The 12,908-nt window shown below is 72.7% G+C and carries 4 protein-coding genes; 1 reads left to right on the forward strand and 3 read right to left on the reverse strand.

Annotated features, from left to right (window positions below; translation table 11 throughout):
• On the reverse strand, window positions 1-2,036 hold a 2,036-nt coding region (locus tag AB0E96_RS30045), incomplete at its 3' end, for a M4 family metallopeptidase (RefSeq protein WP_359828926.1).
• 675 nt (window positions 2,037-2,711) lie between these two features.
• Complete coding sequence (gene pulA, locus AB0E96_RS30050) at window positions 2,712-8,234, reverse strand: pullulanase-type alpha-1,6-glucosidase (protein WP_359828927.1); 5,523 nt, start codon at window positions 8,232-8,234, stop codon at window positions 2,712-2,714.
• Window positions 8,235-8,555: 321 nt separating this feature from the next.
• Here pulA and AB0E96_RS30055 point away from each other — a divergent pair, with 321 nt between their 5' ends.
• The gene (locus tag AB0E96_RS30055; RefSeq protein ID WP_359828928.1) at window positions 8,556-9,524 is read left to right on the forward strand and encodes a phosphatase PAP2 family protein; all 969 of its coding nucleotides are present in this window, start codon (window positions 8,556-8,558) and stop codon (window positions 9,522-9,524) included.
• A gap of 123 nt (window positions 9,525-9,647) precedes the next feature.
• Here the strand turns inward: AB0E96_RS30055 and AB0E96_RS30060 are convergent, their stop codons facing one another.
• Window positions 9,648-12,674 carry a bifunctional [glutamine synthetase] adenylyltransferase/[glutamine synthetase]-adenylyl-L-tyrosine phosphorylase gene (locus tag AB0E96_RS30060; protein WP_359828929.1) on the reverse strand — a complete coding sequence of 1,009 codons (3,027 nt, stop codon included), beginning with the start codon at window positions 12,672-12,674 and terminating at the stop codon, window positions 9,648-9,650.
• Window positions 12,675-12,908 lie beyond the last annotated feature (234 nt).

Consider the following 12,908-nt stretch of genomic DNA (forward strand, 5'->3'; position numbering starts at 1 on the left):
TCCGAGTGCGTGGAGCCGTAGCCGTTCAGCCACGCCTTCCAGGAGCCGCTGTGGGCCGCCTGCGAGGCGCTGCTGTCCACCACGCCGCTGGACGCGGTCCACGGCGTGGCCGTGCCCGTCTCGAAGCCCGCGTTGCCCAGCAGCTGCGCCGGGGTGCAGCCACCGCCACCCGTGGACACCGTCCAGGTGAAGCTGGTGGTGCCGGTCTTGCCGGCCGAGTCCTTCGCCGTGACGGTCACGTTGTAGGTGCCCGCGGCGGAGGCGGTACCGGTGATCGCGCCGGAGGAGGAGATCGACAGGCCGGTGGGCAGGCCGGTCGCGCTGTAGGTCAGCGGGGCGGTGCCGCCGGTGGCGTTGATCTGGAGGTTCACCGCGCCACCGACGGCGGTGGACTGGTTGCCCGGGTTGGTGACGGTGACGCCGCCCGGGTTGGGCGCCGTGCCGACGTTGACGCCCGCCCAGGCGGTGCCGACCGCGGTCAGCTCCGCGCTGCCGGCGCCGTACAGGTCGGTGGCCGCCTTCTCCGTCGCGGTGCGCGCCGCGGCGTAGTTGGTGCTGGAGGTCATGTAGGTGGTCAGCGCGCGGTACCAGATCGCCGCCGCCTTGTCCCGGCCGATGCCGGTCACGGCGATGTTGCCCTGGGTCGGCGAGTCGTAGCTGACGCCGTTGATGACCTTCGCGCCGCTGCCCTCGGACAGCAGGTAGAAGAAGTGGTTGGCGACACCGGACGAGTAGTGGACGTCCTTGTTGCCGACGGTGGAGGACCAGTAGTCGGCCGAGGCCCCGTCCTTGGACGGCTTGTCCATGTAGCGCAGCGGGGTGCCGTTCCCGTTGATGTCGATCAACTCACCGATCAGGTAGTCGGGGTTGTCGGTCGGGATGTTGGCGGAGAACTCGACCATGGTGCCGAAGATGTCCGAGGTGGCCTCGTTGAGGCCGCCGGACTCACCGGAGTAGGTCAGGTTGGCGGTGGCCGAGGTGACGCCGTGGCTCATCTCGTGGCCGGCCACGTCGAGCTCGGTGAGCGGCGCGGTGTTGTTGCTGCCGTCGCCGTACGTCATGCAGAAGCAGGAGTCGTCCCAGAACGCGTTCACGTAGTTGTTGCCGTAGTGGACGCGGCTGTAGGCGCCGACACCGTCGTTGCGGATGCCGTTGCGGCCGAAGGTGTTCTTGTAGTAGTCCCAGGTGGCCGCGACGCCGAAGTGGGCGTCGACCGCGGCGGACTCGCCGTTGCTGACGGTGCCGTCGCCCCAGGTGTCGGTCGACTTGCTGTACAGCGTGCCGGTGCCCGAGGTCCCGTGGTTCAGGTTGGTGGTGTACATCCCACCGCGGGCGCCGTCCTTCATCTGGTACGTCGAACCCGACTGGGTCGTACCGATGGTGACGTTGCCGACGAAGACGCCCTTGCCGGAGCCGGTCTCGATGCCGTCCCACTGCTGGATGACCTGGCCGCTGGTGGCGTCGGTGACGACGTGCATCTTGCTCGGGGTGCCGTCGGACTTGGTGGAGGAGACGACGGTCTCCCAGGCCAGCCGGGGGCTGTTGTCGGCGGCCCAGACCACCAGGCGCGGCGCGGTGTCCACGGCGGTGCCCGACTCGGCGGCGAGCGCGGCGCTCTGCGCGGCCGGCGCGGCCAGCTTGGGCGTGGTGCTCACACCGCTCAGCGAGGCGGTGCTGGCCCGGTCGACGCTCTTGGTCGCACCGGTGGACGCCTGGTGCACCACCAGGTCCCCACCCAGGACCGGCAGTCCGTTGAGGGTGCGCTCGTACCGCAGGTGGCGGGTGCCGTCCGCGTCCTGGATGACGTCCTTGGTGACCAGCTTCTCCTCGCCGCTCAGGCCGAGGCTCTGGGCGAGGGCGGAGGTCTGCTGGTTCGCGACGGAGATCAGCTGGGCGCGGCTCGCCTGCTGGGCCGCGACGGCGGCCGGTGCGTCCGGCGTGGCCGCCTGGGCGATCACCGGTATGCCGGTGACCAGCAGCGCGGTGGAGGCGGCCATGACAACCGCCGCCTTCCGTGCGTGAGCGTAACGGGACATGCGGACTCCTTTTCCAACCGGCGCTGGGTCGCGCACGGTGGAGAGAAACCTGGGCCGCGGTTGCGGCGCAGTGGGGGCCCCCGCCGGGTGCGACGGGAGTGCGGGATGCGGTGCTCACAACTCGTTGCAGGGTCGGGACGCGCTGCACCTGAACTGGAACAGCTGCACCGGGGGGTGGGGTCCCCTCGTCTACAGCCGGAGGAATCGTGGCAGCAAACCAGCCGTTGATGACAGATGCATGCCACGGATTGGCCGATTCATTACCGAAACCGTATGCAGGCCGGTGCGTCAGTTGTGTTACCCCACGACGAACTCGTGAACACGGTTTTCATGCCCCGGGCAAAGTTCGATCACTACCGGCAGTCGGTGACCAGCAGTCAGGACCGCAGACCGCGCCGGAGGGTGGCCGGCAGCGCCCGGCGGACCCGGCACGTCACAGTTCCGGCCGTGCCATCAACGGTTTCCGGCCATTGTTCACCCGGAACGGAACCGGGCCGCCGCCGACCGGAACCGGGCCCCGCACCACTGAACAGTGGTACGGGGCCCGGGAGTTGTCGAGGTGTACGAAGCGGTGTACGAAGCGGTGTACGAAGCAGTGCACGAAGCGGTGTCGACCCGGCGCCGGACGCGTCACCGCCGGGCGGGCCCGCGCCGGACGGACCGACACCGCACGGATCAGCGCTGCACGAACACCGCCACGGTGCGGCCCGGCACGGTGAAGGTGCCGGTCGCGGCGTCGAAGCCCGACCCCCGCACCACCCGGTCCGCCCCGCCCGCCTGCACGGGGTGCAGCGCCTGGCCGGTGCCCCGCAGCGCCGGCACGGTCTGCGCCTGCGTCGTGGGCGTGGCGTTGAAGACCACCGTGACGCCCTTCTCCGCCCCCGCCAGCCCGGTGCCGTCCAGGTGCAGGGTGATCACCCCGGGCGTCTCACCGGCCGTGCCGGAGAGCGGGTAGGAGAGCCGCTGCTGGACGGCGGCCAGGGTCGGCAGCGAGAACAGCGGCGAGGACTGCTTGATCCGCAGGAACTCCCGGTACTGCGCCGAGGTCGCCAGGATGTCGGCCGCGCCGACGGTCAGCTTCGGGTCGGCCAGCAGGGATCGGGCGGCCGGCCACTGCTCCTGGTTGTCCTTCGCCATCGGCAGGCCGCGGCCCCAGCCGTTGCCGTCCGCCGCGTTCCAGTGGATCGCGTTGAACCAGTCCCCCGAGTCGTAGGAGTTGGAGTCGAGCGACTTGGAGCGCAGCAGGTCGCTGCCGGCCTGGGCGAAGCCCGCGCCCTGGGTGAGCGCGGTCAGTGAGAGCCCGAGCGCCTGCATCCGGGCCCGGTCGGCGGGCGCGGTGCCGGTCGGCAGCTTGTACGCGAGCGCGTCGAAGAGGTCGGTGTTGTCGTGGGCGTCCACGTACTCCACCGCCTCGCCGGGCTTGGCGGCGTAGCCGGTCGGGGCGCCGTTGTAGTCGACCTGGGCGCCGGTGACGGGCTTTCCGGAGCTGTCGGTGAAGGAGTAGCCGGCCAGGTTGCCGGTCAGCCCGACCTTCAGCTGGTCCATCTGGTGCAGCAGCCGGGCCTTCTGCTCCTCCGGGGTGCCGTTCGCGGCCGAGCCGTTCGGGTCGGTGTACAGGCCCGAGGCGAAGCCCTGCTGCGGGGCGGAGTTCAGCATGAAGTTGCCGCCGCGGGCGGCGTCCCGGATCCGGTCGTCGAAGGTGGCGATGCCGGTGCCGGCCATGTTGGCCTGGGTGGCCTGCTCGAACCTGGCGTTGTTCGCGACGACGCCGAAGTTCCAGCCCTCGCCGTACAGGAGGACGTTCTTCCCGTCCACGCCGTCCGAGTCCGGCGTCATCTTCCGCAGGGCGGCCTGCACGTCCAGCATGGTGGACTTCGGGTCCAGGCCCATCAGGTCGAAGCGGAAGCCGTCGACCTTGTACTCGCGGGCCCAGAGCGTCACCGAGTCGACCACGAGCCGGTTCATCATGGCGTGCTCGGGCGCGGTGTCGGCGCAGCAACTGTCCGCCGTCACCTTGCCGTTGTCGTCGAGGCGCTGGTAGTAGCCGGGAACGACCCGGTCCAGCACCGAGTGCTCGGCCTGGCCACTGGCGGCGGTGTGGTTGTAGACCACGTCGAGCACCACCCGCAGCCCGGCCGCGTGCATCGCCTGCACCATCTGCCGGAACTGGACGGTCCGGGCCGTCCCGACCGGATCGGTCGCGTAGGAGCCCTCCGGCACGTTGTAGTGCAGCGGGTCGTAGCCCCAGTTGTACGCGTCGTCGGCGGCCACGGCCGCCACGCACTCCTGCTGCTTCGGCCCGTCCGCCGGAAGGGACGCGAGGTCGCAGGCGGGCAGCTTCCGGTCCGCCCCGTTCTCCCGGATGGTGGCGATGTCGAAGGTCGGCAGCAGGTGCACCGTGGTCACCCCGGCCTCGGCGAGCTCCTTCAGGTGCCGCATCCCGGCCGAGTCGGACTCGGTGAACGCCAGGTAGGTGCCGCGCTCGGCGGCCGGGACGGTCCGGTCCTCGACCGAGAAGTCCCGGACGTGCAGCTCCTGGATCTGCTGCCGGGCGGGCGGGACGGCCTGCGGGCGGGCGTGGTCGTCCCACCCCTTCGGCTTCAGCTCCCTGGCGTCGAGGTCGGCGACCAGGCTCCGCTTCGAGTCGGTGGACAGCGCCACCGAGTACGGGTCGGTGACGGTGTTGACCACCAGCTGCTGGGTCGAGGGCGCCCAGACCTTCACCTGGTACAGGTAGTACTTGCCGTCCAACTCGCGCTTGTCGCGGACGACTTCCCACACTCCGGTCTCGTCGTCCCGCTTCAGCGGCAGCGTCTTCGGGGTGCCCCCGGTGGCGCTGTCGAAGACCTGGACGGAGACCTCCTGCGCGGTCGGCGCCCACAGCGACAGCGCCACCTTGCCGTTGTAGTAAGCCGGTCCGAAGTCGACCTTCCCGGTCCTGCCCGCGTACAGGTCGTCCAGCACGCCCGGGGTCTGCACCCCGGTGGCGGCGAGCACGGCGCCGCTGGGCAGGTGTTCGGTGAACAGCAGCTGGCCGCGGAGCGCGGCCGGGACGCGGGCGGCGTCCCGGGGGTCCACGGTGAAGGCCCGGTAGCCCGCAAGGTGCGGGTACTCGCCCTTCTGGGCGTCGGTCAGCCCGCCCTTGACCGGGGTGAGCCGCAGCCACCTGCCGGGCTTGGTGAGCGCGCCCCGCTCCGCCCGGATGCCGCCCTCGGGGTCGTACACCAGCTGGGCGCTGGTGCCGCCGGCCAGGGCGTCGTCGCCGGCGCCGTAGTTCGCCGGGACGGCGACGGTCCGGGCGTCGATCCACTGGGCCTTGGCGCCGGTCAGGTCGATCTGCGAGGAGGCGGCCGGGTTCTGCGGCAGCAGGTAGCCCTCGCGGCCGCCGAGGATCCAGACCTCCTTGCCGTTGACGGCGAAGTCCAGTGACTGGTCGGTGGGCAGGTCCTTGTCGTTGCCCTTGTGCAGGATGTAGCTGAGGCTGGTGGCCCCGGCGGCCAGCGGCACCTCGAAGACGGCGCCGAAGGCGTCGCGGCGCACCGGTGTCAGCGGCTTGCCCCAGTCGGTCGGGGCGGCGGCGCCGGTCCAGTCGTGCAGGCCCCAGCCGTCGTAGTCGCCGTCGGCCCGGTTGTAGTGGATGACGGCGGTGTTCGCGGGCTGGGTGTTGCCCGGGCCGGGGTCGGTGGTGCGCACGGCGGGGTCGCCCTGCGCGATCCACACCTCGCCGGTGCTGCCGACGTCGAGGTGCCGGTCGGCGTCGACGTCCTTGACGCCGTCCTTCTCCACGACGAAGCCGACGTCCGAGGCGCCGGGCTTGAGCCGCACGTACGCGAAGGCGCCGTACGCGTCCCGCCCGGTGAAGGCGTGCCCGGCGGGCCACTGGGTGGCCTCGCCGTCGGCGAGGTCGCCCCAGGCGTAGAGGTTCCAGCCGTCGTAGTCGCCGTCCGGCCGGTTGTAGTGGACGACGGCGTACGGGCGGGAGCCGGCGGTGGGCGCCGGCTTGGGCGCGGGGGCGCCGGTGGTGAAGCTCGCGGTGGCGGAGCGCAGGTGGCCGCTGGAGTCCCGCACCACGGCCTTGTAGCGGACCACCGTGCCGGGGGCGACGGCGCCCAGGTCCTGGGTGACGGCGTACTTCCCGGTGTCGGCGGTGCCCAAGGTCCGCCAGGGTCCGTTGCCGGTCTGGGCGGCGAAGCTCACCCGGTCGAAGCCGCCGCCGTCCACCGCGGCGCCGACGGTGACCAGCCCGGAGGAGCCGTCCGCGGGCGGCCGCACCGAGATCCGCGGCGCGGCGCCGACGGCCGCGAGCCGGCCGTCCGCCTTGAACACCACGGAGGAGAGCGCCGGCACGGTGACCGTCACCCGGCGGTCGGAGCCGCTGGTGGTCCGCTCCCCCGCGGACGGGTGGATCCGGTCGAAGCCCATGCCCGCCGAGAAGGTGTCCAGGGTGACGGTCTTCGCCTCGGCCGCGTTGTTGACCGCGACCAGGTACTCGACCTGTTGCTGGGCGTCGATCCGGGAGAAGGCGTAGACGCCCGCGCCGTCGGCGGCGTAGCGCTCGATCTGGGCGCCGTCGGCCAGGGCCGGGTTGTCCCGGCGCAGCTTCGCGAGCCCGGCGACGCCCTGGTAGAGCTCGCCGCCCTGCCCGTACCGGTCGGCCGGGCCGGAGGGCCCGCCGAGCACCCGGTCCCCGTTGTAGGAGGCCGTCTTCGAGGCGAACACGTCCTGCCGGGCGTCCTTGTCGCCGCCCGCGCCGGTGAAGCCCTGCTCGTCGCCGTAGTAGACGACGGGCTGGCCGCGGGTGAGGAACTGCAGCTCGGTGCCGAGCCGGTCCTTCTTCAGCAGGGTCGCCTCGTCGGCGCCGGGGTTGTCGGCGAGCAGGAAGGAGCCGAAGCGTCCCATGTCGTGGTTGCCGAGGAAGGTGGGCAGCTCGTACGCGTCGGTGTCGGCGCCGGTGTAGCGGTAGTCCTGGGCGTAGACGTCGGCGAGGTTGCGCGCCGAGCCGCCCTGCGAGACGTAGGAGCGGGCCGCGCCCTGGAACGGGAAGTCCAGGGTGGCCTGGAGCCTGCCCTTGGTGACGTACGGCGCGGTGACGGCCGGGTCCCCGGAGTAGACCTCGCCGAACATGAAGAACTTCTTGTTGCCCCGCTTGGCGGCGAAGTCCTTGAGCGCGGGGGCCCACTGCTGCCAGAACGCCATGTCGACGTGCTTGACGGTGTCGATCCGGAAGCCGTCCACGCCGACGTCCTCGACCCACTGCTGGTAGACCTTCTCGAAGCCCTTCACCACCTTGGGGTTCTGGGTGTCGAGGTCGTCCAGGCCGCTGAAGTCCCCCTCGGTGGCGGATTCGCCGACGAAGGTCGAGTCGCCCCGGTTGTGGTAGAGCGCCGGGTCGTTGAGCCAGGACGGGGTCTTGGCGGCGGCGTCGGCCGGGGTGCGGAAGACCGGGGTGTAGGGGAAGGAGTCCTTGGTGGTCCGCGGCCAGGGGCCGCCCGCGTCGGCGACGGCGGTCTCGTCCACCGGGTTGCCGCCCGCGTCGAGCGTCGGGTACGCGCCGGTGGAGCGGTAGCCGTACTGCTTCTCGGCGTAGTCGATGACGTCGGCGGTGTGGTTGGTGATGACGTCGAAGAAGACCTTGATGCCGCGGGCGTGGGCCTTGGCGATCAGGTCCTTGAGCTGTTCGTTGGTGCCGAAGTGCGGGTCGACCTGGGTGAAGTCGGTGATCCAGTAGCCGTGGTACCCGGCCGAGGTGTCGGCCCCGCTGCCCTGTACCGGCTTGTTCTTGAAGATCGGCGCCATCCAGATCGCGGTGGTGCCGAGGTCCTGGATGTAGTCGAGCCGCTGGATCAGCCCGGCCAGGTCGCCGCCGTGGTAGAAGCCCTTGTCCGCGGGGTCGAAGCCGTTCTCCAGCCGCCCGCCGGTGATGCCGCCGGTGTCATTGGCGGTGTCGCCGTTGGCGAAGCGGTCGGGCAGGACGAAGTAGAACTGTTCGCGGGTGAGGTCGTGCCGCCCGGCGGTGGCCGCCAGCGCGGCGTCCGAGGGCGGGGCCGGCGGGGCGGCGGCGAGGGCCGCGGGGGCGCCGCCGAGGGTGGCGGCGGTCAGCGCGGCGGCCAGCAGGACGGCGGTGCGGCCCGGTGGTCTGCGGCGGACGGTGGTTCGTCGGGCAGTGCTCCGTCGGGGGCGGAGCGGGGCATCGGCCACTGAGGGCTCCCTTAGGGGAAGGGGCGATCGATTTTCCCAGGAAGCTAGCGGCCTGCAATATGTTTCAGCAAGATGCAGAAACCGTTTCGTAGCCGGAAACTCCAGGTGCGCGAGCGGCGCCCGCGACCACCCCGATTACTCCCTCGGAGCGACGGGCGTGACAATGGGACGTATGTCCGTCCCACCGGTACGCACCGAACCCCCGAGCACCCCCCGCCCCGGTGGCAGCCGGCCCCTACCCCTCAAGGGGGACAGCCGGTGAAGAATCCACTTCCAGAGGATGAGCAGTCGGCTACGAGCCGTCTGGCAGACTTGCCGTCCATGGGGGAACCGACCGAGATCCAGCGAGGCGACGCCAGGCGCGCCGAAGCGGCCAGCGGTGGCGGTTCCGAAGCAGCGAAGGCCGTCCCCGGCCGCCTGTCCGATGGAACCACCCGTGCCGCCCAGTCCCGTACGGCCACCCTGCGCGGCCGCATCAGCGCCCAGCGCCGCTCACCGGCCAGGCCGCGGATCTGGTTCGAGCTGGCGCTCATCGGGATCAGCTACTGGCTCTACTCGCTCGTCCGCAACGCGGTGCCCGAGCAGGAGGCGATAGCCCAGAAGCACGCGCGCTGGATCTGGGACCTGGAGCACCACCTCGGCATCGCCGTCGAGCGCTCGGTCAACCACGCCGTGGACAGCGTCGGGTGGCTCATCACGGGGATGAACTACTACTACGCGACGCTGCACTTCGTGATCACGATCGGCGTCCTGGTCTGGCTCTACCGCAGCCACCCCGGACGCTACGTCGCCGCCCGCAGCGTGCTGTTCATCACCACCGGGATCGCGCTGGTCGGCTTCTACTTCTTCCCGCTGGCCCCGCCCCGGCTGATGACCGACGGCGGCTTCATCGACACCGTGAAGGTCCACGGCACCTGGGGCTCGATGGCCTCCGGGCCCGCCGCGCACGTCTCCAACCAGTACGCGGCGATGCCCTCCATGCACATCGGCTGGTCGACGTGGTGCGGTCTGGCGATCTTCTTCCTGGCCCGCCGCACGTGGGTCAGGGTGCTCGGCCTGCTGTACCCGGCCACCACCCTGGTGGTCATCGTCTCCACCGCCAACCACTTCTGGATGGACGCCGTCGGCGGCGCGCTCTGTCTGATGGTGGGCTTCCTCACCGCCCGGTGGATGTACCACGAGTGGGTGTACAGGCTGCCCAGGGTGCCCGCCCGGGAGACGGTGGAGGAGCAGCCGATCACCGTCCCGGAGCAGTGGAGCGAGCCCGCGGTCACCAGCGCGCGCCGGTAGCCCGAACGCCGTCGGCCCGGAAAGCCGGACATCGAGAGGGGCCCCCGAGCGGGGCCCCTCTCGCGTACCCGCCCGCCGTACGGCCGCGGTCCGCCGTCCGCCGTACCGGTCCGGCCGCGCCCGTCAGCCGGTGCCGTAGAACAGCCGGTCCACCACCGCCCGGGCCCGCCGGGTGACCCTCCGGTAGTCGTCCAGCAGCTCCCCGCTGTGCCCGGAGCCGTACCCGAGGTAGCGGGCCACCCCGGCCAGTTCCCTGGCCTCCCCCGGGAAGCTGTCCCCCGGCCGCCCGCGCACCAGCATCACCGCCGCCCGCACCCGGGAGGCCAGCACCCAGGCCGCGTCCAGCACCTCGGCGTCCTCCGGCTCGACCAGCCCGGCCGCCACGGCGGCCGCCAGCGCCGCCCTGGTCCGGGTGGTGCGCAGGGCCGGCACCTCGTGCCCGTACCGGAGCTGCAGCAGCTGCACCGTCCACTCGACGTCCGCCAGCCCGCCCCGGCCGATCTTGGTGTGGGTGGTCGGGTCGGCGCCGCGCGGCAGCCGTTCGGCCTCGATCCGCGCCTTGATCCGGCGGATCTCCACCACGTCCCGCTCCGGCACCCCGCCGCCGGGGTAGCGCAGCGGGTCGATCAGCTGCCGGAACCGCGCGCCCAGCGCCTCGTCCCCGGCCACCGGCTCGGCCCGCAGCAGCGCCTGGCTCTCCCAGGCGTGCGACCAGCGCCGGTAGTACGCCGCGTACGAGGCGAGGGTGCGCACCAGCGGGCCGCTGCGGCCCTCCGGCCGCAGGTCCGCGTCGACCAGCAGCGGCGGCTCGGTGGAGGGCGCGCCCAGCTGGGTGCGCAGCTCGTTGCAGACCGCCTGGGCGGCCCGGGCGGCCTCCTCCTCCAGCGAGCCGAGCAGCGGCTCGTGGACGAAGAGCACGTCCGCGTCCGAGCCGTAGCCCAGTTCGTGGCCGCCGAAGCGGCCCATCGCGATCACCGAGATCCGGGTCGGCAGGTCCCCGTGCTCGGCCTCCCAGCCGGCGACGCAGGCGCGCAGCGCGCCGCCCAGGGTGGCGGCGTTGAGCGCGGTGAGCGCCTCCCCGGCGGCGTCCAGCGCCTCGGCCGGGTCGTCCCCGAGCCGCCCGAGCACGTCCGCGGCGGCGGTGCGGAACAGCTCCCGGCGGCGCACCGAGCGGGCCGCGGCCACCGCGGCCCGGGTGGACCCGGCCCGGCCGACGGCGGCCAGTATCTCCGACTGCAGCGCCGCCCGGCCGCGCGGTTCCAGGCCGTTCGGGTCGCCCAGCATGGCCACCGCCTCGGGGGCGCGCAGCAAAAGGTCGGGGGCGAGCCGGCCGGCGGACAGCACCCGGGCCAGCTGTTCGGCGGCGGCGCTCTCGTCCCGCAGCAGCCGCAGGTACCAGGGGGTGCGGCCGAGCGCGTCGGAGACCTGGCGGAAGTTGAGCAGCCCGGCGTCCGGGTCGGCGGATTCGGCGAACCAGCCGAGCAGCACCGGCAGCAGGGTGCGCTGGATCGCCGCCTTGCGGCTCACCCCGGAGGCGAGCGCGCTGAGGTGCCGCAGCGCGGCCGCCGGGTCCGTGTAGCCCAGCGCCTCCAGCCGGGCCCGGGCCGCGTCCGGGGTCAGCCCGGTGGCGCCGGGCGGCAGTTCGGCGACGGCGTCGAGCAGCGGCCGGTAGAACAGCTTCTCGTGCAGCCGCCGGACCTCCACCGCGTGGCGCTTCCACTCGCGGTGCAGCGCGGCCACCGGGTCGGCACGGGTGTCGCCGTTGATCAGCGCCGCCAGCGAGCGGGCCAGCCGACGCAGGTCCTCGGCCCCGGTGGGCATCAGGTGGGTGCGGCGCAGCCGGTACAGCTGGATACGGTGCTCCAGCGAGCGCAGGAAGCGGTACGCGGCGTCCAGCGAGGCGGCGTCGGCTCGGCCCACGTACCCGCCGCGGGAGAGCGCGGCCAGCGCCTCCAGGGTGTTGCCGCTGCGCAGCGCCGGGTCGGTGCGGCCGTGCACCAGCTGGAGCAGCTGCACCGAGAACTCGACGTCGCGCAGCCCGCCGGGGCCGAGCTTGAGCTGGCGGTCCAGCTCGGTGGCCGGGATGGAGTCGATCACCCGGCGGCGCATCTGCTGCACGTCGGCGACGAAGTTCTCCCGGGCGGCGGCCTGCCAGACCAGCGGGGCGAGCGCCTCCACGTACGCGGCGCCGAGCTCCGCGTCCCCGGCGACCGGGCGGGCCTTGAGCAGCGCCTGGAACTCCCAGGTCTTGGCCCAGCGCTGGTAGTAGGCGAGGTGGCTGGCCAGGGTGCGCACCAGCGGGCCGTTGCGGCCCTCGGGGCGCAGGTTGGCGTCCACCGGCCAGATGGTGCCCTCGCCGGTGGTGTCAGCGCACAGCCGGGTGAGGGCGGCGGCCAGCCGGGTGGCGGCCCTGATCGCCTCCTGCTCGTCCACTCCCTCGCGCGGTTCGGCGACGAAGACCACGTCGACGTCCGAGACGTAGTTGAGCTCGCGGCCGCCGCACTTGCCCATGCCGATCACGGCGAGCCGGCAGGCCCCGGCGGCCTCCGGGTCCTGCTCGGCGGCGAGGTCCAGGGCGGTCTGGAGGGTGGCGCCGGCCAGGTCGGCGAGTTCGGCGGCGGTCTGCGCGAGGTCGGTGGTGCCGGTGAGGTCGCGGGCGGCGATGGCGAGCAGGCACCGGCGGTAGGCGACGCGCAGCGCGTTCGCGGGGCCGAGGTCGGAGTCCCGGACGCCCTCGGCGAGGGCGCGGCGGAAGTCCTCCGGGCCGGGGTGCATGTCGCGCAGTTCGAAGGTGACCAGCACGTGCCAGTCGTGCGGGTGCCGGGCCAGGTGCTCGCCGAGCGCGGTGGAGACGCCGAGCACGCCGAGCAGCCGGTCGCGCAGCGGCTTGGAGGTGGTGAGGGTGTCGCGCAGGGTGTGCCGGTCGACCTCCTCGTCGGCCTCCAGCAGCCGGGCCAGTCCGAGCAGCGCGAGGTCGGGGTCGGCGGTGGCGCCGAGCGCGTCCAGCAGCACGGGGTCGTCGGCCAGTCCCTCCAGGCCGGGGCCCTCCAGCAGCCGCACCGCCCGCGCGGGATCGGTGAACCCGCGCCGCACCAGCCGGTTCTCCGGCCGGCTGACCCGGCTCCCGGCTCGCTGCTCCTCCACCGTCATCGACCCCTCCATCCGGTCCGCTCCAGCAGGTTACGCGTCCTCGCAGCCCGTCGCCGGACGCGCCCGCCGGGTGGACGGCCGGGCCCCTCGGCCGCCGTAACCGTGACTTCGGGGCCGCCGGGCTCGTTCACCCGGGCGCCCGCCGCCGTCCCCGAAGTCCCCTCCTCCGGAGCGCCGATGTCCACCACAGGCCCCAGCCGCCTGCCCTCGCTCACCGGGCTGCGGTTCTGGGCC

Source organism: Kitasatospora sp. NPDC036755, assembly GCF_040636595.1.
GTDB lineage: Bacteria > Actinomycetota > Actinomycetes > Streptomycetales > Streptomycetaceae > Kitasatospora.